The organism is Candidatus Deferrimicrobiaceae bacterium (assembly GCA_036504035.1).
GTDB lineage: Bacteria > Desulfobacterota > Deferrimicrobia > Deferrimicrobiales > Deferrimicrobiaceae > JANXPS01.
In genome coordinates this window covers 86,531-106,855 of sequence record DASXVV010000013.1, presented here as the reverse complement: position 1 = coordinate 106,855, position 20,325 = coordinate 86,531, and the positions used below count along the sequence as shown (strand labels likewise).

The window sequence follows — 20,325 nt, the reverse complement described above, 5'->3', positions numbered from 1 at the left end:
GTCTATCTTGGGACACGTCGCAGCCATCGATATCGGGACCAACACGATCCGGTTGCTCGTCGCCTCCCGCGATGGGGACGATTTCCGGGTGGTCTCCAGGATTCGCCGCATCACGTCGATGGGCAAGGCGCTTCGGTCGACCGGCGAGATCGGCGAAAGTGAATTTCACGAATCCATCGCGGCGCTTCGCGCTTTTCGCGACGAACTGGATCGGCTGGGCGTCGAGCGGTACCGCGCCTGCGGAACCGCGGGCCTGCGCATCGCGGGGAACGCCGACCGGTTCCTGGCAGCCGCCACAGGCGTCGGAATCAACGTCGAGGTGATCTCCGCCGACGAGGAAGCTCGCCTGGCTTGGTCCGGCATGCTCCTCGGAATGGGGGACCGGGTCCGCGACGTCGTTTTGATGGACATCGGGGGCGGGAGCACCGAGTTCACCATGGGGCCGGAGCCCGGCCGGTCGGTCAGCCTGCCCATCGGCGTCGTCGTGACATGGGGCGCCTTTCGCCCTTCCGATCCGCTCGAACGCTGGCAGGTCGCCGCCATGAAGCATTACTTCACCGAGCGGATCGCCTCAGGGACCGCATCTCTCCCGACCCGGGGCATCCGGCGCATGGTCGGCACGGCCGGCAGCTTCACCACGCTCGCCGCACTCGACCAGCGGCTCAAGACCTACCGCCCCGAGCGGGTCGACGGCTACGCGATGAACCCCGAATCCGTCCGGCGCTGGTCCGAACGGCTTTGCTCCCTGACCGAGGCGGAGCGCCTCGCGCTTCCCGGCATGGAGAAAGGCCGCGAAAACTACATGGTCCCGGGGCTGCTCCAGGTCGTTGCCGCCATCGAGCGCTTCGGGATCCGCGAGCTGGTGATCAGCGACAAGGGATTGCTGGAAGGCATCATCGAAGACCTGACCGCATCATGAAAGGGAGAATCCGCATGCCTACGAAACGCACCACCACCACACACCTCATCGAGGAAGGGCTCACGTTCGACGACGTCCTTCTTCTTCCTGCCGCATCGTCCGTCCTGCCGAAGGATGTCGACGTGTCCGTCATGCTGGCGCCGGGACTACGGCTCAACATCCCCGTCCTCAGCTCCGCGATGGATACCGTGACCGAAGCCGAGGCGGCCATCGCCATGGCGCGGGAAGGCGGCCTCGGCATCGTCCACCGCAACAACACTTCCGACGAGCAGGCCTACGAGGTCGACCGGGTCAAGAAGTCCGAGAGCGGCATGATCTCCGACCCGATCACCGTCGATCCCGACCAGAAGGTGACCGAAGCGCTCGAGGTCATGAAGAAATACCGCATCTCCGGCCTCCCTGTGACGCGCGACGGCAAGCTCGTCGGCATCCTGACCAATCGCGACCTCCGGTTCGAGACCAATTTCGAGCAGCCCATCCGGAACGTCATGACCAAGGAAAAGCTGGTCACCGTGGCGGTCGGCACGACGCTCGAGCAGGCGCGCGACATCCTGCACCGGAACCGGATCGAGAAGCTGCTCGTCGTCGACGGCAAGCAAAACCTTCGCGGGCTCATCACGATCAAGGACATCCTCAAGATCAAGAAATACCCGAATGCATGCAAGGACGAGAAGGGGCGGTTGCGCGTCGGGGCGGCGATCAGCGTCGGAGCCGGGTGGGAAGAGCGCGTCGAGAAGCTCGTCCGGGCCGGGGCCGACGTCATCTGCGTCGATACGGCGCACGGTCACTCCAAGATGGTCGTCGACACCGTCAAGGTGCTTCACAAGCTCTACCCGGGCACCCCGCTGATCGCGGGCAACGTGGCCACAGGGGACGCCACGGATGCGCTTATCAAGGCAGGCGTCGACTGCGTCAAGGTCGGCGTCGGGCCGGGGTCGATCTGCACAACCCGCGTCGTCGCCGGCATCGGCGTCCCCCAGGTGACCGCGATCATGCAATGCTACGAGGTTGCCCGCAAGAAGGGCGTATCGATCGTCGCCGACGGCGGCATCAAGTATTCGGGCGACGTCACCAAGGCGATGGCCGCGGGCGGCACCGCCGTCATGATCGGCTCGCTGTTCGCGGGCTGTGACGAGAGCCCCGGAGAACACGTCCTGTACCAGGGGCGCAGCTACAAGGTCTATCGCGGCATGGGCTCCCTCGAGGCCATGAAGAAGGGGAGCAAGGACCGCTACTTCCAGTCGCATGTCGATACCGACAGCAAGCTCGTCCCCGAAGGGATCGAGGGCCGGGTCCCTTACCGCGGCCCGCTGGCCAGCGTCGTCTACCAGCTTGTCGGGGGCCTCAAGGCCGGCATGGGCTACGTCGGCGCCCCGACCATCGACGAACTCCACAAGCGCGCGCAATTCATGAAAATCACGGCGGCAGGCCTTCGCGAATCGCACGTCCATGACGTGGTCATCACCAAGGAAGCCCCCAATTACCGGATGGAGTAGCCAATTGGACCAGAAGATCCTCATCCTCGACTTCGGCTCGCAGTACACCATGCTGATCGCACGGCGCATCCGTGAGCTCAAGGTCTACAGCGAGATCCACCTGTGCACGGTGGGCCTCGATTTCATCAAGGCATTCGCCCCCTCGGGCATCATCCTGTCGGGCGGCCCTGCGAGCGTTTACGCCGAAGGCGCCCCGACCGTCCCGAAGGAGATCTTTTCCCTCGGCGTTCCTGTCCTCGGCATCTGCTACGGGATGCAGCTCATCACGCACCTCCTGGGCGGCAAGGTCGCCAGGGCCGAAGAGCGCGAATACGGCCTCGCCAACATCCGGGGGGAGTGGGGCGACCCGCTCTTCCTCGGCATCGACGAGTTCCGCAACAACAACGCCCCGACCCAGGTCTGGATGAGCCACGGGGACCGGATCGACGCGCTGCCGCCGGGCTTCTCGATTATCGCCCGCTCCGAGAACTCTCCCGTCGCGGCGATGACCAACCTCGACCGCACCATCTACGGCGTCCAGTTCCACCCCGAGGTGGTCCACAGCGTTCGCGGCAAGGAGATCCTCGCGAATTTCCTGTTCCGCGTCTGCGGAGTATCGCCCACATGGACGATGCACTCCTTCGTCGAGACCAGCATCCGGAAGATCCGCGAGACGGTCGGAATAGATGGCGTCGTGCTCGGCCTTTCCGGCGGCGTCGACTCTTCCGTGGCCGCCGTTCTCCTCCATAAGGCCATCGGCGACCAGCTGACCTGCATCTTCGTCAACAACGGCCTGATCCGGAAAGGGGAGGCCGAGGATGTCGTGGAGACGTTCCGCGACGGCATCGGGCTCCACCTCGATTACATCGACGCCACCGACCGGTTCCTGGGCGGTCTGGACGGCGTCGAAGATCCCGAGAAGAAGCGCAAGATCATCGGCGAGCTGTTCGTCCGCGTCTTCGAGGAGGCCGAGCACAACATTCCCAACGTATCGTTCCTCGCGCAGGGGACGCTCTACCCGGACGTGATCGAGAGCGTTTCGTTCAAAGGCCCGTCGGCAGTCATCAAGTCTCACCACAACGTCGGCGGCCTTCCCGACCGGATGAAGCTGAAGCTCGTCGAGCCCCTCCGCGAGCTGTTCAAGGACGAGGTCCGGGAGCTCGGGCGCGAGCTCGGCATCCCGGCCCACATCATCGACCGCCAGCCGTTCCCCGGCCCCGGTCTCGCGGTCCGGATCATCGGGCCCGTTACTCCCGAACGATGCCGCATCCTGCGCGAGGCCGACGCCATCGTCATCGAGGAGATCCGCGCGGCAGGCCTCTACGAATCGATCTGGCAATCGTTCGCGGTGCTCCTCCCGATCAAGACCGTCGGGGTCATGGGGGACGAGCGCACTTACGAAAACGTGGCCGCGATCCGGGCCGTCCACAGCCAGGACGGCATGACGGCCGACTGGGTCCAGCTGCCCTACGACCTGCTGCAACGGATGTCCAGCCGCATCATCAACGAGGTCAAGGGGATCAACCGGGTCGTCTATGACATCTCCTCCAAGCCCCCGGCCACCATCGAATGGGAATAGGGAACATGCCTCAGGGCAACGAATTCGTTCATCTCCATCTGCACTCGCAGTACAGCCTTCTGGATGGGACGATCAAGATCGATCAGCTCATCAAGCGGGTGAAGGAGCTCGGCATGCCCGCCGTCGCCATCACCGACCACGGCGCGATGATGGGCACGATCGAGTTCTACGAAAAGGCTCGTGAAGCCGGTATCAAGCCGATCATCGGCTCCGAGCTGTACGTTGCCCCCGGCTCCCGTTTCACGAAGAGCGTCGAGCCCGGCGGCGAGAAGGCCTATCACCTCATCGTCCTGGCCGAGACCGACGAGGGGTATCACAACCTCCTCAAGCTGGTCTCCTTCGGTCACGTCGAGGGCTACTACTACAAGCCCCGAGTCGACAAGGAACTTTTGCGCCGATACTCCAAGGGACTGATCGGTGCGTCGGCCTGCCTCCAGGGCGAGATCTCCAAGGCGTTCGCCGAGGGCGGGCCGGCGAAGGCCGAGGTCGTGCTCGGCGAATACAAGGAGATCTTCGGCCCCGGCAATTTCTTCCTCGAGATCCAGGACAACGGGCTCGAGGAACAATACCGGATCAACGAGAAGCTGATCGCGCTGGCGCGCAAGACCGACACGCCGCTCATCGCGACCAACGACGCCCATTACCTGCATCGCGAGGACCACAAGCTTCACGAGATCCTGCTCTGCCTCCAGACCGGCAAGACGATCAGCGACACGAAGCGGATGAAATTCGAGTCCACCGACTTCTACGTGAAGAGCGGCGAGGAATTCGCCAAAACATTCGGCGAGATCGCCCCCGATGCGCTCGCCAACACCGTCCGGATCGCGGAGCGGTGCAACGTGACCTTGACGCTGGGGAAGCCCCAGATCCCCGATTTCCCGCTCCCCCCCGGCCGGACCGCGAAAGAAGAATTGCGCGCGCAGGCCGCGAAGGGACTCGAACAGCGGCTCAAGGAAAGGGAAACGTATGGCCCTCCGCTCGCCGAAGGCGAACTTGCCCGATACCATGAACGATTCGAATACGAACTCTCGGTCATCGAAGGGATGGATTTCCCCGGCTACTTCCTGATCGTCGCCGATTTCCTGAAATACGCCCGGGACAACGGGGTGCCCACCGGCCCCGGCCGCGGTAGCGCGGCGGGCAGCCTGGTCGCCTACTGCCTGCGGATCACCGAGATCGACCCGCTCCCCTACAACCTCCTTTTCGAGCGGTTCCTCAATCCCGAGCGGGTGAGCCTCCCCGATATCGACTGCGACTTCTGCAAGGACAAGCGGGAGCGCGTCATCGAATACGTCAAGGAGAAGTACGGCGCCGACCACGTCTCCCAGATCATCACCTTCGGGACGATGAAGGCGCGCGCGGCCATCCGCGACGTCGCCCGTGTCCTTGAAATTCCCTATGCGCAGGCCGACATTATCGCCAAGCTGATCCCGGCCGACCTCAAGATGACGATCAAAAAAGCGCGCGAGGTCGAGCCCAAGCTCAACGAGATGATCGCGGCCGATCCCAAGATCCGCGACCTTTTCGCCCTGGCCGGCGATATCGAGGGGCTTTCCCGCAACGCCGGGACCCACGCGGCTGGCGTCGTCATCGCCGACAAGCCCATCACCGAATACTCGGCGCTCTACCGCAACACCAAGGAAGAAATCACGACCCAGCTTTCCGGGACCGACGTCGAGAAGGTCGGGCTGGTCAAGTTCGACTTCCTGGGGCTGCGGACGCTGACGGCCATCGCCGATACGCTCAAGCTGGTCAAGGAGATGCGCGGCGTCGACATCGACATCAACCACATCCCGATCGACGACGCACCGACCTACGAGATGCTCCAGCGGAAGGACACCCCCGGCGTTTTCCAGTGCGAGAGCAGCGGGTTCACCGAGCTCCTCGGGAGCCTGAAGCCGGAACGCTTCACCCACATGGTCGACATGGTCGCCCTTTATCGCCCGGGTCCGCTCAACAGCGGGATGGTCACCGACTACATCGAGGTCCGTCACGGTCGCAAGAAGCCTTCTTACATGTTCCCCGAGCTCGAGCCGATCCTGAAGGACACCTATGGCGTCATCGTGTACCAGGAACAGGTCATGCAGATCGCCGTGGCCATCGGCGGCTTCACGATGGGACAAGCCGACGTGCTCCGGAAAGCGATGGGAAAGAAAAAAGTCGACGTGATGGCGAAACAGAAGGAGATGTTCCTTCAAGGCGCCGCCGCGAAGAAATTCGAGCCGAAGAAAGCCGAGGCGCTGTTCGACCTCATGGCCCAGTTCGCCGAATACGGCTTCAACAAGTCACACAGCGCGGCTTACGGTTTCGTGGCGTACCAGACCGCGTATCTGAAGGCGCACTACCCGGTCGAATTCTATTGCGCGCTGATGACCTCGGAATCGGGCGACACCACCAAGATCATCCGCTATTTCAACGACGCCCGCGAACACGACATTCCGATCCTTCCGCCCGACGTCAACGAGTCGCGCGCTGCGTTCCATCCTTCCGGAAACGGCATCCGCTTCGGCCTCTCCGCAATCAAGGGCGTGGGCTCCTCGGCCATCGAGGCCATCGCCGAGGCCCGGCAGGAGTCGCCCTTCGCCACGGTGTCCGATTTCATGGCCCGCGTCGACCTGCGCCGCGTCAACAAGAGCGTTCTCGAGAGCCTCGCCAAGGCCGGGGCCTTCGACTCGATCGATCCCGATCGCGGCCGCCTGGTCGACATGATCCCGTCGATGATCGACGCCGCCCAGCGCGAGGCGAAACGCAAGGAATCCGGCCAGTTCGCGCTGTTCGGCGTTTCCACGCCTGCCGATTCCGACAAGGCCTCCTCGGGAAAGGAGAAGGACGCTCCGGCCCCCGAACCGCTCTGGACCCGAAAGGAGCGTCTCGCCCACGAAAAGGAAGCGCTCGGCTTCTACATCACGGGACATCCCCTCGACGCCTTCGCCGGCGAGATCGAGCTTTTCGCCAATACGTCGACCGCTCAGATCGGCGAGCTTCGGAGCGGCGCCGAGGTGAAGGTCGGCGGTGTCATCAATTCGGTCAAGGAGAAGCTCACCAAGAAGGGCGACAAGTACGCCATCCTGACGATCGAGGACCGCGAAGGCATCATCGAGGTGCTCGTCTGGGCCGAGACCTACAAGGAGTGCATCGATGCGTGCTCCTCCGAGGAACCGATCTTCCTGATCGGCCGCGTCGAAAAAGGGGAGAACTCCACCAAGCTCATCGCCCGCGAGATCTTCAGGATGGAAAACATCCGGGAGCGCCTCGCACGTTCGGTCCACTACCGGATCGACCTCGAGTCCTATCAACCCGAGCTTGTCCAGGCATTTCGCAAGACCCTTCGCCGCCATGCCGGCGAAAAGAGGGGGTACCTCCACCTGGTCCGCAACGGCGAATTCGAAGCCGTCGTGCAGCTCCCGGACAGCTGCAGCGTCAACCCATCGCTCGAGCTCGCCAAGGAACTGAGGGGACTGTTCAACTACGACGTCCTCCGGCTGCACTGATGCAGGAGATTCCGCGCAGCAAGTCCGAGAAAGCCTGGCTGGTCTGGGCCCCGCGTCGCCAGAAAAACGCCCATCGCCTGCGTCCTGACCTGCTCAAGGAGCTCAAGGCGCTGGTCGAGGCGGCCGGCGGAAACGTCGCGGGCGGGCAGACCAACATGCTCCAGGTCGAGCATCCGTCGACCGTCATCGGGTCGGGCGTGCTCGAACGCCTGAAGGCCACGGTCGAGGAACACGGGGTCGATGTCGTCGTGTTCCAGAACCTGCTTCGCCCCAAGCAGCAGCTCAATCTCGAGAAAGAGCTCGGCGTCAAGGTTCTCGACCGGCGCGAGGTCATCCTCGACATTTTCGCCCAGAGGGCACGCACGCGCGAAGGCAAGCTCCAGGTCGAGTTCGCACAACTTTCCTTCCGGGCCGGAAGGCTGATCGGGGCGCGGAAGGATCTTTCGCGCCTCGGGGGCGGCATCGGCACGCGCGGCCCGGGCGAGAAAAAGCTCGAGGAAGATCGCCGGAAGATCCGGACCGTCATGAAGCAGATCCAGACCGAGCTCTTGACCGTTCGCCGAACCCGCACGCTCCACCAGGAACGCCGTAAAGAGGTGGGCTTCCCGATCGTCGCGATCGTCGGATACACCAACGCCGGGAAGTCGACGCTGTTCAACCGCCTGACCGGGGCCGACGTCCTGGTGGCCGACCAGCTGTTCGCCACCCTCGACCCGACCGCGCGAAAGCTCCGACTTCCCTCGGGGAAGAACGCCATCCTGGTCGACACGGTTGGGTTCATCCACGAGTTGCCGGAAGAACTTCGACAGGCCTTCCTCGCCACCCTCGAGGGGATCGGCGAGGCCGACCTGTTGCTGCACGTGGTCGACGGAAGCTCCGACGCGGCGGAAGCCAACGTCCAGTCCGTCGTCAACATCCTCAATGAGCTCGCCTATAACGACAAGCCGTCGCTCCTCGTCCTGAACAAGTGCGACCTCGGGGCCGTTTTCCCCGGAAACTCCGACTGGCCCGATGCGCATGCCGTTTCTGCGGTCACCGGAGGCGGTATCGACCTGCTGCTTGAAGCCATCGAGAAGGAGTTGTCCGCAATCCATGCGGAATGACCGGATCGATCAGGCGAGGCTGATCAACATCGCGAACGGCCTGACCGCCGTCCGAATCCTGCTGCTCCCGCTTTTCGCGTGGTTTCTCATTTCGGGACAACCGCACGAAGCCATCATCGTTTTCGTGGTCTGCGGGGTGAGCGACGGGCTCGACGGGCTGCTTGCGCGGTGGCTGCATCAACGGACGCTCATCGGCGCCTATCTCGACCCGATCGCCGACAAGCTGCTCATGGCCACGGCTTTTATCGTGCTTGCGATCGTCCACGTCATCCCGACCTGGCTCACGGTTCTCGTCATCAGCCGCGACATCTTTATTTTGATCGGCTGCTTCCTCTACATCATGCTGCTGGAAGACGCCGAGATCTATCCGACACGGATCAGCAAGGCCAATACGTTCGTCCAGATCCTGACCGTGGTCTACTTCCTCGCGCTGACCGGGTTTCCCGACTTTTTCGCCGGCTTGCCCGGAAGCGACTCCGGAGGGCTGACGCTCGGGGTCGAGGCGGCATGCGCCGCGACGACCGTGGTCTCGGGCGCCCAGTACATCGCCATCGGAATGCGAAAGCTCGCCAATGGATAAGCCTGCGAACCCTTTACGAAGCCGGGAGTATGTGCGGGTCGAGGGCGTCGATCCCGACAGCCTGGCTGCGCTGGCCGGAATCGTCCCGGGCGACCGCCTGATCTCCGTTTCGCGCAAGCCCGTCTCCGACCTGCTCGATCTTTTTTTCCTGACCGGGAAAGAACGGTTCTCGCTCGAATGGGCCAGCCGGTCGGGGCAACTTTACAGCGCGCGCTTCCGCTCCGACGAAGGCCCCCTCGGCATCTACCCCGAACCGGTTCGCGTCCGCAAATGCCGGAACCGGTGCATCTTCTGCTTCGTCCACCAGCTCCCGAAGGGATTGCGCAAACCCCTTTACGTCAAGGACGAAGACGTTCGCCTCTCGTTCCTTCACGGGCAATACGTCACCATGAGCGACGTGACCGACGAGGAGATGTCCCGTATTCTCCGCTACCGCCTCTCGCCGCTCTACGTGTCGATCCACGCGACCGATCCCGTTCTTCGCCGGAAGATGCTCGGCAATCCGCACGCGCACGACATCCTCCAGGTCATGAAGCGACTGGTGCGCAACGGAATCACGCTTCACGGGCAGATCGTCGTCTGCCCCGGAATCAACGACGGCTCGGTGCTGGAGCGATCGCTTTCCGACCTCATGGCCTTTCGGCCGGGCCTGTCCACGGTCTCCGTTGTACCCTTGGGCTTGACGTCCCATCGCCACGGCCTTCCCGACCTGCGGCCGGTCACGCCCGAGGAGGCGAGGGCGACGATCGCCCTGGTCGACCGCTTCCGACGGGAAGCCGGAGATAACGACGGGGAGCCGTTTGTGATGGCCGCCGACGAATATTATCTCCTTGCCGGCCGACCGGTCCCCGCTCGACGGGTCTACGGCGGATTCGCCCAGATCGAAAACGGAGTCGGCCTCGTCCGCCGGTTTCTCGACGCATCGTCGGCGCTTTTCCGACGAAAGCGAATCGGCCGGATCGATGGGGGAGGGGTCGTCGTCACCGGCCTGTCGCCGATCGGCTTTGTCGCGCCCTTCCTGGAGCGGTTCTCCCTTTCGACCGGCGGTCGGTTCGACGCCCTCGCAGTGCCCAATCGCCTCATGGGGCCATCCGTCACGGTCACGGGTTTGGTCTCCGGCGGCGATATCCTTCACGCCTTCAAGGGAAGGCGAACCCGCCGGCTTTATGTCCCCTCCGTCATGCTGCGCGATGCAGGCGACGTTTTTTTGGACGGAATGACGCCCGACGATCTCGGCCGTGCCCTCCGGACCGAAGTCCGCCTCTTCGAGCCGACCCCTGCGGGGTTTTACGAGGCGGTTTTTTCCTGATTTCGTTCATCTTTCCGTTGACATCGATCATCCCAGCGGATATATTATTTCCTCTTGAGCGTTTCGGGGGCGATTAGCTCAGTTGGTTAGAGTACCTGCTTGACATGCAGGGGGTCACTGGTTCAAATCCAGTATCGCCCACCATTTCCCTTCCCTGGCACTCTTGATCCCTTCAGCTTTTGGGGTTCGGGTTAGACGTGTCCGGGAACTTTTTTTATTGGAACAGGTAGATCAAAATGACGTTATTCGAGTTGGCGAAACAGCAAGGCAAGGCCAAGGTCGCCATCGCCGCCAAGGTGAACGGCAGCCCCGTCGACCTTTCGACTCCGGCTCCCGAAGACCCGTCCGCCGTCGAATGGCTCACGTCGTCCTCTCCCGAAGGCATCGAGATCATCCGCCACAGCACCGCCCACGTCATGGCTGCGGCGGTCAAGATGCTCTTCCCTGAAGCGCGCATCACCATCGGCCCCGCCATTGAAAACGGCTTCTACTACGATTTCGATGTCGAGACTCCCTTTACAACCGAAGACCTTTCCCGCATCGAGGAAAAGATGGCCGAGCTGGTCAAGGCCGATCTTCCCTTCCTCCGCGACGTCGTCGGCAAAGATGCCGCCCGATCTCTCTTCCCGGGCGAGCCGTACAAACTCGAGCTGATCGCCGACATCCCCGATGCCACGGTCTCCATTTATAAGGTCGGCGAATTCCTCGACCTTTGCCGCGGACCGCACGTTCCCTCCAGCGGAAAGATCGGCGCCTACAAGCTCATGACCACCGCCGGCGCTTACTGGCGCGGCGACTCGTCCAACAAGATGCTTACGCGCATCTACGGCGTCGCCTTCGCGGGCAAGAAGGATCTCGACGAGCATCTCCGTCTCCTCGAAGAGATCAAGAAGCGGGACCACCGCAAGATCGGCAAGGATCTCGATCTGTTCAGCATCAACGACGAGGTCGGCCCCGGGCTCATCCTTTGGCACCCCAAGGGCGCCATGGTCCGCAAGGTCATCGAAGATTTCTGGCGCGCGCAGCACGAGGCCTCCGGCTACGACCTGGTCTTTTCTCCCCACATCGCCCGCCAAGACCTCTGGCGCACGAGCGGGCACCTCGATTTCTATCGGGCCGCCATGTACGCGGGCATCGAGGTCGAAGGACAGGCCTACCAGCTCAAGCCCATGAACTGCCCGTTCCACATCGAAATCTTCAATTCCTCCATGCGATCCTATCGCGATCTGCCGATTCGCTACGCCGAACTCGGCACCGTCTACCGTTACGAGCCCTCGGGGACGCTCCACGGTCTTCTCCGCGTCCGCGGCTTCACACAAGACGACGCACATATCTTCATGCGCCCCGACCAGCTCGACGAGGAGATCTACAAGCTTCTCGACTTCACGCTGTTCATCCTCGGCAGCTTCGGTTTCTCGCAATACGACATCTACCTGTCGACCCGCCCCGAGAAATCCGTCGGCTCCGACGAAAACTGGGCTGCAGCCGAGAACGCCCTCAAGAGCGCCCTTGATCGCAAGGGAATCCCATATCAAGTCGACCCGGGCGAGGGGGTCTTCTACGGCCCCAAGATCGACATCAAGATCAAGGACATGCTGGGCCGGTCCTGGCAGTGCTCCACGATCCAGGTCGACTTCAACCTGCCCGAGCGGTTCGACTGCACTTTCGTCGGAGAAGACGGCTCCCGCCACCGCGCCATCATGATCCACCGCGCACTGATGGGGTCCCTCGAACGCTTCTTCGGCGTGCTGGTCGAACACTATGCCGGCGCCTTCCCGCTTTGGCTTGCCCCGGTCCAGATCGACATCCTTCCCGTCACCGACAAGGCCGCGGATTACGCCTACGAGTTGCGCGACCGCCTGAAGTCCGAAGGGTTCCGAACGGAAGTTGATGCCCGAAACGAAAAACTCGGGTATAAGATACGGGAGTCGCAGTTGAAAAAGGTTCCCTATGCCCTGGTCATCGGCGACCGTGAAGTCACCGACCGGCAGGTCACGCCGCGCCGCCGCGGTGGGGAGCAGTTGACGTCCATGACGCTCGACGCCTTCATCGAGATCGCACGGAACGAACGCAACAACCGCGCAAGTTAAAGGAGGGGGTCATCGCGAAGGAATCCAGAATCAACGAACAGATCAACTGTCCCGAGGTACGCCTTGTCGGTGCCGAAGGCGAGCAGTTGGGAGTCATCTCCACTTCCGAGGCGCTTCAAAGGGCGCGTGTAGCGGATCTTGACCTGGTCGAGGTGGCCCCGATGGCCGCACCGCCGGTCTGCCGCATCATGGATTACGGGAAGTTCAAGTACATCCAGAGCAAACGCGAACAAGAAGCGCGCAAGAAGCAGACCGTCATCCTGGTCAAGGAGATCAAAGTTCGTCCCAAGACGGATGATCACGACCTCGATACCAAGGTCAAGCACATCCGCCGATTCCTCAGTGAAGGCGACAAGGTCAAGGTGACCGTCCGGTTTCGCGGGCGCGAGCTGGCCTATGCATCGCAGAGCGGATTCGAGGTCCTGAAGCACGTTCTCGAGTCCGTCAGCGAAATCTGCAAGGTCGAAAGCCCCCCCAAGATGGAGGGCAAGACCATGATGACCGTCCTCGCCCCCACGCAACCCAAGAAGAAACCGGTCGCTGTTCCGGCGAAACCCGCAGCGTCAGCCAAAGCCAAGCCGGCTGACGGGCCGAAAGACGACAACGGGCCGGATCCGGCCGCGTCCGATAATCAGGAGGTTTGACGACCATGCCCAAGATGAAGTCCAACAGTGGCGCGAAGAAGCGCTTCAAGGCCACTGGCGCAGGCGGGATCAAGCGAGGCAAGATGGGGCGACGCCACATTCTCACCTCGAAGAATCGCAAGCGTAAGCGCTCGCTCCGCAAGAGCGGGCTCGTGCACTCGACCAACGAGAAGTCGATCCGCAGCCTGCTTCCGTACCTTTAAATCCTCGTTTGCCCGCCCTGAGCGGGCTTCAGGTTGTCGACATCGGAAGGGGACAGGCCCCTTCCCGGCACTCCTCAATTTCCTTCGCCGGTCATCGTGACCGGCGGGGCAACACGCGAAAGAAGAGGGAAACAAGATGCCCCGCGTAAAAAGAGCCGTACACGCCAAGAAGAAACGCCGTACAGTATTCAAGCTCGTCAAGGGTTTCCGTGGAGGCGGGGGACGCCTGCTCCGTTCCGCCAAGGAAGCCGTCGACCGGGCGCTGAAGTATGCCTATCGCGACCGCCGTGTCCGCAAACGCGAATTCCGTTCGCTCTGGATCACCCGCATCAATGCCGCGACCCGCGAAAACGGGCTGTCCTACAGCCAGTTCATGCACGGTCTCAAGATCGCCGGCATCGAGGTCGATCGCAAGATGCTGGCCGATCTCGCGCTCAACGAAAGCGGAGCATTCAAGGCGCTGGCCGACCAGTCGAAGGCGGCCCTCGCGAAATAAGCGGGCATATCCTTGCATTCTGCCGATCACCATATTTCCGACATCACCGAAGAGGGGTTGAAGGCGCTTTCCGACGCGAAGTCGGAAAGCGACCTCCTCTCGGTCAAGGGCATCTTCTTCGGAAAGAAGGGGACCCTCTCCGAGATCATGAAGGGGCTTGCGGGCCTCCCCATTGAAGAGCGCAAGCAGGTCGGCGCCGCCGCCAATGCCGCACGGCAGGCACTCGAGGCCGCATTCGACACCCGCCTGAACGAATTCCGTGAGCGTGAGCGCAAGTTGCGCGACGCGGCCGGGCAGATCGACGTAACCCTTCCGGGACGCGTGCCGCCCATGGGGCATCGCCACCCGATCTCCCGGACCATGGCCGACATCGTTTCCGCTTTCAACCGGCTCGGTTTCTCCACCCACCTCGGTCCCGAGATCGAAAAAGACTACTACAATTTCGAGGCGCTCAACTTTCCGGCCGACCACCCGGCCCGTGAGATGCAGGACACCTTCTTCATGGCGGGCCCTACGCCAGACCTGCTGCTTCGCACCCACACCTCCCCGATCCAGATCCGCACCATGGAGGCCTCCAGGCCGCCCGTCCGCATCGTGGCTCCCGGTTCGGTCTATCGTTGCGACTCCGACATCACCCACAGCCCGATGTTCCACCAGGTCGAAGGGCTTGCGGTCGACAAGGGCATCACCTTTTCCGACCTCAAGGGAATCCTGACCGAGTTTTGTGCCATGATGTTCGGCGAACGCAAGCCGTTGCGCTTCCGCCCCAGCTTCTTTCCCTTCACGGAACCCTCCGCCGAAGTCGACATCGAGTGCGTCATCTGCGGTGGAAAAGGTTGCAGGGTTTGCAAGGAGAGCGGCTGGCTCGAGATCCTCGGGGCCGGCATGGTCGACCCCGCAGTTTTCGGATTCGTCGACTACGACCCCGAAATCTACTCCGGGTTCGCGTTCGGCATGGGCGTCGAACGGATCGCGATGCTTCGCCACGGCATCGGAGACATTCGCCTCTTTTTCGAAAACGATCTCCGTTTCCTTTCCCGCTTTTAGCCATCTTTGCCATTCCTGGGGGAGTCTCGCTTTGAAGATCCTGTATTCCTGGCTTCGAGAGTTCATCGACACCCGCTTGTCGCCCTTTCAGTTGCAAGAGGCACTGACCATGGGTGGCATCGAGGTCTCCTCCTGTCGGTTTCTCGGTGACGGACTCGATCACGTCGTCGTCGCGAAGATCCTCGAGAAAAAACCTCACCCCAACGCGGACAAGCTTTCCCTTTGCCGGGTAACCGACGGGGAGCGCGAATACCCGATCGTCTGTGGTGCGAAGAACATGGCTGCCGGCGATCACGTCGCCCTCTCGAAAATCGGCGCAAAGCTGCCCAACGGGATCGAGATCAAAAAGGCCAAGATCCGCGGCGAGATATCCGAGGGGATGCTCTGCTCAGAGACAGAGTTGAGACTTGCCGAGGAATCCGCGGGGATCATGATCCTGCCGGCCGACTCGGTTCCCGGCACCCCCCTGGCCGTGGCGCTCGGACTTTCCGACCACCTGCTCGAGGTCGAGATCACCCCCAACCGGGGCGATTGCCTGAGCGTTCTCGGCGTCGCTCGCGAGGTTGCCGCCCTGACCGGCGAAAAGGTGGTCCTCCCCGACACCCCGATTCATGAAATGGGACCCGAGGCCAAGACTCTGGCTTCGGTTGCCGTGACCGACCCCGATCTCTGCCCCCGCTATTCCGCCCGGGTCATGACCGGCCTGACGATCGGGCCATCGCCGGCCTGGATGCAGAGACGACTGTCGCTTTGCGGCATTCGTCCGATCAACAACGTCGTCGACATCACCAACTACCTGTTGCTCGAGGTCGGGCAACCGATGCATGCCTTCGACCTCGATCGTCTCGCGGGAGGCCGTATCGACGTCCGGCGCTCCGGGATCGAGCGGGAGTTCGTCACGCTCGACAACGTCAAGCGAAAGGCATTGCCCGAGATGCTGCTCATCTGGGACGGAGAGCGCCCCGTCGCAGTCGCCGGCGTCATGGGCGGTCAGAACACCGAGGTGCTCGCAGAGACCAAACGCGTGCTTTTCGAGAGCGCCCACTTCGCACCTTCGGCGATCCGGTTCGCCGCCCGCCGCATGGGGATCTCCAGCGAATCCTCCTATCGGTTCGAGCGCGGTGTCGACCCCGCCGGAACCCTCTATGCCGTCCAACGCGCGACCTCGCTCCTGTCGCAGATCACACAAGCGACCGTCGCCCCGGGGATCATCGACATCGGAGGCGACCGCGACTTCACGCGGACGGTCCCGTTTCGACCCGAACAGGCCGACCGCATCATCGGGCGCGTCTATGGCGCCGACAGCTGCCGTTCGATTTTCGATCGGCTCGGGTTCCCTGTTTCCGTACCCGAGGCGGGGGCATGGCAGGTCGGCGTCTCTTCCAATCGCTTCGATATCGAGCGCGAGATCGACCTGATCGAGGAAATCGCCCGGCTGACCGGATACGACACGATCCCGACGACCTTTCCCGGGTCAGAGACAGGGCCCGAATTCTCGGCGGACGACCGCTTCACCGCCGCGGTCGAGCGAGGGAGCGAATACCTTCGGACCCAGGGCTTCTCGCAGGTCATCAACTATTCCTTCGTCTCCGAAAAAGAGCTGTTGCGCCTGGGAGCCCGGATCGGCTTCGATGCCGCCGATGCGATGCGGCTTGCCAATCCGCTCTCGGACGACATGACAGTGATGCGCCCGGATCTCCTGGCAGGCCTGCTCCACAACGTCTCGTCGAATGTCCGCCGCTTTATCGACGAGATCCGCTTGTTCGAAACGGGCAAGGCATTCGGAAAATCGTACGAGCGCTTCCATTTCGAAGAACCCCGGATCGCCTTCGCCCTGTATGGCCACCGTCTTCCCGGCGCCTGGTCGGGGGCCCACGAGGGGGTCGATTTTTTCGACGTCAAGGGGATATCCGAAGGCGTTCTGAACGTTTTGGGGGCAGGCCCGGTCCACTTCGTTCCGACCGGCTCCCGGCCATTCTACGTAGAGGGACAGGCGGCCGACATCATCATGAAGGGGGAGATCGTCGGCTGGGTTGGCGTAATTTCCCACGACCTTCTATCCGAATTCAATATAGAACGACCGGTCTGCTACGCTGAATTGCGTCTCCCCGTTGCGCTTTCTAACGAGCCGCATCCGGCCCTCCACCGGGAAATCCCGAAATTTCCCCCCGTGTTCAGGGACTACGCCTGCATCGTCCCCTCGGTGGCGGCGGTGGGGGACATCCTGGCCATGGTGCGCGAGCTTTCGCCCGAGATCGCATCCGCATCGGTTTTCGATGTCTTTACGAGCGACAAGATCGGGGAGGGAAAGAAAAGCATCGCCTTCCGGGTCAAACTGCAACCGTCCGACAGGACCTTGACCGAATCAGAGGTTAATAGTATACATACCAAGATATTAAATTTATTGGACAATCGCTTCGGCGGAAAGATTCGCACCTCGTGACAGGAATGCGAATCCCGGGGAGGGCCTGATGACGAAAGCAGACCTGGTTGACATCGTTTACGAGAAGGTAGGCCTTTCCAAGAAAGAGGCACAGGAAATCGTCGAGGATATCTTCGACACGCTTAAGCACACCCTCAAGTCGGGGGACAAGATCAAAATCTCCGGTTTCGGAAACTTCGTCTTGCGCGACAAGCGCCCGCGGAAGGGGCGCAACCCGCAAACCGGCGATGACATCGAAATCACCGCCCGCAGGGTCCTGACTTTCCGTCCGAGCCAGATCCTCAAGGCGTTCATCAACGAACCGCCCAAGAGTTGAACCGATCGACGACACTCGACGTGACATCCCCCGCGATTCCCGATAAATTCTATTTCAAAATCGGGGAAGTCAGCGAACTTCTCGGCGTCAAGCCCTATGTCGTTCGCTTCTGGGAAACCGAGTTCAACCTCGCGACAGCAAAAAACCGCTCCAGCCATCGCATCTACAAAAGGCACGAAGTCGAAATCCTGCTTGAAATTCGCCAGATGCTTCACGTAGAACGATTCACGATCGAAGGCGCACGCTTGCAGCTGAAAGACCGCATGAAAGAGAAGCAACGACAGCTTGCCCTCGACCTGAAGGAAAATCCGCACAAGTCGGCCCTTCGCCTGGTCAAGAAAGAGCTTGTCGCCATCAAGTCGATTCTGGACCGCCGATAGGATCATCCATGTCGCTGAACCTTCAAGATCGCATCGCCAACTTCTTCAACAGACTTGCCGGCAAACGCGGCGATCGCCCCTGGGGCTATTACCTGGTGCTCTTCGTCGACGAGGGCTACAAGGTCAAACGGTTCCTGGTCCATCCCGGGCAACGCCTGAGCCTCCAGCGTCATCAGAAGCGGGCCGAGCACTGGCACATCGTCCAGGGAAATGCGATCGTCACGCGTGGAGACGAAGAACTTCCGCTCTCGGCCGGCGATAACGTGAGCATCCCGCTGGGTGCGGTTCACAGGGTCCAGAACGTCGGGAATAACGACCTGGTCATCATCGAAGTCCAGACCGGCGCCTACGTCGGCGAGGATGACATCGAGCGCCTCGCGGACGATTACAACCGTCATTGATTTTACGTGACAAGGTCCCGGCGGTTCGTGTAGAATTGATTTTTTGCGGGTCGGGACGTAGCGCAGCTTGGTAGCGCACTTGCATGGGGTGCAAGGGGTCGCTGGTTCAAATCCAGTCGTCCCGACCATTTCTGAATATTCAAAGGGGGTTACGGGCACTGCCGTAGCCCTCTTTTTGCATCCGGTGAACGACAGGTTCCCGTCGGGCCCGTGAAAGGGGAAAAGTTCCGTTGCGCAAGTCTTCCGCAAAGCCCCCGCTGATCGTGGTGTCCAACGACGACGGTATCCGGTCGGCCGGCATTCGCGCGCTTGCCGCCGCCATGTCCGAGATCGGCACCGTCGTGGTCGTGGCGCCCGACCGCGAGCGCAGCGCCGCCGGCCACTCGCTATCCCTCTCTCGCCCCCTGCGCGTCGACGAACTGTCCCCCGGCTGGTATTCCGTCGACGGAACGCCGACCGATTGCGTCAACCTGGCGGTCAACGGCATCCTGCGCCGCAAGAAGATCGCCCTCGTCGTCTCCGGGATCAACAAAGGAGCGAACATGGGCGACGACATCACCTATTCCGGGACCGTCGCGGCAGCCATGGAGGGAACGCTCCTCAGGCTTCCGTCGATCGCGTTCTCGCTGGCGACGTGGGAGCGATTCGATTTCGTGAAAGCGGCCGAGTTCGCGAAGCGGGTCGCCCTGAACGTGCTCGAAAAAGGATTGCCGCCCGATACGCTCCTCAATGTGAACGTTCCGGCCGTTCCCGATAATGAGATTCGCGGCGTCCGCGTCACCCGGATGGGAAGGCGGATCTACGGGGACGCGATCGTCCGGAAACGCGATCCAAGGGGACGGTTCTATTATTGGATCGGCGGCGATGCGCTTTCTCATGAAGAGGTTCCCGGATCCGATCTTGAGGCCGTCGAGGAGGGCTATATCTCGGTGACCCCCCTTCATCTCGATCTGACCCGGTACGATTCGCTGAAGCCGCTACGGCGCTGGAAATGGTGATAACGACTTTCTCGTCATTTTCGGGTACAATCCGAGTTTCCCGAAAATCATTCTGGAACGAAGGATGACGACCAGATGTTAAGCGACCTCAAGAATCAGATCCGGAATATTCCCGATTTCCCGATCAAGGGAATCCAGTTCAAGGACATCACGACCCTTCTGGCCGATCCGACCTCGTTCCAGGAAACGATCGACCTGATCTCCCATCGTTATTTCGACAAGAAGATCGACGCGGTGGTCGGAATCGAGGCCCGCGGATTCGTCATGGGCGCTGCACTGGCCTACAAGCTCGGAACGGGGGTCATCCTGGTTCGCAAGGCGGGGAAACTGCCGCACAAAACCGTTTCCGCCGACTATGACCTCGAATACGGCAAGGACAAGCTAGAGATCCACGCGGATTCCATCACGCCCGGGATGCGTGTCATCATCGCCGACGACATTCTCGCAACCGGAGGAACCGTCTCCGCCGTTTCGGGCATGCTCGAACACATGGGAGCCGAGATCGTCGAATGCTGCTTCCTGGCAGAGTTGCGGTTCCTGAGCGGCCGCCAGAAACTTGCCCCCCGGAAGGTATTTTCCCTGATCGAATTCGACGAGTAATTCCTCACGTGCCCCCGTAGCTCAGGTGGATAGAGCAGCGGTTTCCTAAACCGCGTGCCGTGGTTCGAGTCCACGCGGGGGCACCACTTTTTCCTTTGTAATATCAGTAACTTCTAAAATTTTCGTGTCATGTAAAATGATTCGATATTTACCGTTGTGTCCAATTTGTGACCAACTACGAATTTTTCCTATTTTTCCGCTACTACTTGTGACAAATATTTTTACATCCAGATAGAAATTTGGCGTATACT

18 protein-coding genes and 3 tRNA genes are annotated in these 20,325 nt (G+C 61.6%); all 21 read left to right on the top strand.

Features of this window, described 5'->3' with window-relative positions:
• Positions 1-7 precede the first annotated feature (7 nt).
• Positions 8-919 carry a Ppx/GppA phosphatase family protein gene (locus VGK27_11590; protein HEY3490745.1) on the top strand — a complete coding sequence of 304 codons (912 nt, stop codon included), beginning with the start codon at positions 8-10 and terminating at the stop codon, positions 917-919.
• Between the two features lie 14 nt (positions 920-933).
• Positions 934-2,415 (top strand): IMP dehydrogenase, encoded by a 1,482-nt coding sequence (guaB, locus tag VGK27_11585; GenBank protein ID HEY3490744.1) that lies wholly within the window; start codon positions 934-936, stop codon positions 2,413-2,415.
• 4 nt (positions 2,416-2,419) lie between these two features.
• Entirely contained in the window at positions 2,420-3,973 is a 1,554-nt protein-coding gene (gene guaA, locus VGK27_11580; GenBank protein HEY3490743.1) for a glutamine-hydrolyzing GMP synthase, read from the top strand.
• Positions 3,974-3,978: 5 nt separating this feature from the next.
• Complete coding sequence (gene dnaE / locus VGK27_11575) at positions 3,979-7,464, top strand: DNA polymerase III subunit alpha (GenBank protein ID HEY3490742.1); 3,486 nt, start codon at positions 3,979-3,981, stop codon at positions 7,462-7,464.
• A complete protein-coding gene (hflX, locus tag VGK27_11570) occupies positions 7,464-8,567 on the top strand; it encodes a GTPase HflX (GenBank protein ID HEY3490741.1) in 1,104 nt (367 codons plus the stop codon). The genes dnaE and hflX overlap by 1 nt, the downstream gene beginning before the upstream one ends.
• Complete coding sequence (locus VGK27_11565) at positions 8,557-9,147, top strand: CDP-alcohol phosphatidyltransferase family protein (GenBank protein HEY3490740.1); 591 nt, start codon at positions 8,557-8,559, stop codon at positions 9,145-9,147. The genes hflX and VGK27_11565 overlap by 11 nt, the downstream gene beginning before the upstream one ends.
• Positions 9,140-10,456 (top strand): DUF512 domain-containing protein, encoded by a 1,317-nt coding sequence (locus VGK27_11560; GenBank protein ID HEY3490739.1) that lies wholly within the window; start codon positions 9,140-9,142, stop codon positions 10,454-10,456. Before VGK27_11565 ends, VGK27_11560 begins: the two co-directional genes overlap by 8 nt.
• 67 nt (positions 10,457-10,523) lie before the next feature.
• Positions 10,524-10,600 (top strand) — tRNA-Val (locus VGK27_11555).
• Positions 10,601-10,692: 92 nt separating this feature from the next.
• Complete coding sequence (gene thrS / locus VGK27_11550) at positions 10,693-12,546, top strand: threonine--tRNA ligase (GenBank protein HEY3490738.1); 1,854 nt, start codon at positions 10,693-10,695, stop codon at positions 12,544-12,546.
• 11 nt (positions 12,547-12,557) lie between these two features.
• Positions 12,558-13,190 carry a translation initiation factor IF-3 gene (gene infC, locus VGK27_11545; GenBank protein HEY3490737.1) on the top strand — a complete coding sequence of 211 codons (633 nt, stop codon included), beginning with the start codon at positions 12,558-12,560 and terminating at the stop codon, positions 13,188-13,190.
• A gap of 5 nt (positions 13,191-13,195) precedes the next feature.
• On the top strand, positions 13,196-13,393 hold the full coding sequence (rpmI, locus tag VGK27_11540) for a 50S ribosomal protein L35 (GenBank protein HEY3490736.1): 198 nt from the start codon (positions 13,196-13,198) through the stop codon (positions 13,391-13,393).
• Between the two features lie 136 nt (positions 13,394-13,529).
• Positions 13,530-13,889: a 50S ribosomal protein L20 gene (gene rplT / locus VGK27_11535; protein HEY3490735.1), complete on the top strand. Its 360-nt coding sequence runs from the start codon at positions 13,530-13,532 to the stop codon at positions 13,887-13,889.
• Positions 13,890-13,922: 33 nt separating this feature from the next.
• On the top strand, positions 13,923-14,936 hold the full coding sequence (gene pheS / locus VGK27_11530; GenBank protein HEY3490734.1) for a phenylalanine--tRNA ligase subunit alpha: 1,014 nt from the start codon (positions 13,923-13,925) through the stop codon (positions 14,934-14,936).
• A gap of 31 nt (positions 14,937-14,967) precedes the next feature.
• Positions 14,968-17,379, top strand: coding sequence for a phenylalanine--tRNA ligase subunit beta (gene pheT / locus VGK27_11525; protein ID HEY3490733.1), 2,412 nt, complete (start codon positions 14,968-14,970; stop codon positions 17,377-17,379).
• A gap of 28 nt (positions 17,380-17,407) precedes the next feature.
• A complete protein-coding gene (locus VGK27_11520; protein HEY3490732.1) occupies positions 17,408-17,695 on the top strand; it encodes an integration host factor subunit alpha in 288 nt (95 codons plus the stop codon).
• The gene (locus VGK27_11515) at positions 17,692-18,075 is read left to right on the top strand and encodes a MerR family transcriptional regulator (GenBank protein HEY3490731.1); all 384 of its coding nucleotides are present in this window, start codon (positions 17,692-17,694) and stop codon (positions 18,073-18,075) included. The genes VGK27_11520 and VGK27_11515 overlap by 4 nt, the downstream gene beginning before the upstream one ends.
• Positions 18,076-18,083: 8 nt before the next feature.
• On the top strand, positions 18,084-18,476 hold the full coding sequence (locus VGK27_11510) for a phosphomannose isomerase type II C-terminal cupin domain (GenBank protein ID HEY3490730.1): 393 nt from the start codon (positions 18,084-18,086) through the stop codon (positions 18,474-18,476).
• A 51-nt stretch (positions 18,477-18,527) separates the two neighbouring features.
• Positions 18,528-18,604, top strand: a tRNA-Pro gene (locus VGK27_11505).
• Positions 18,605-18,706: 102 nt separating this feature from the next.
• The gene (gene surE, locus VGK27_11500) at positions 18,707-19,474 is read left to right on the top strand and encodes a 5'/3'-nucleotidase SurE (GenBank protein HEY3490729.1); all 768 of its coding nucleotides are present in this window, start codon (positions 18,707-18,709) and stop codon (positions 19,472-19,474) included.
• 75 nt (positions 19,475-19,549) lie between these two features.
• Complete coding sequence (locus VGK27_11495) at positions 19,550-20,074, top strand: adenine phosphoribosyltransferase (GenBank protein ID HEY3490728.1); 525 nt, start codon at positions 19,550-19,552, stop codon at positions 20,072-20,074.
• 10 nt (positions 20,075-20,084) lie between these two features.
• Positions 20,085-20,160: transfer RNA gene (locus VGK27_11490), tRNA-Arg, on the top strand.
• The last annotated feature ends 165 nt before the right edge of the window (positions 20,161-20,325 follow it).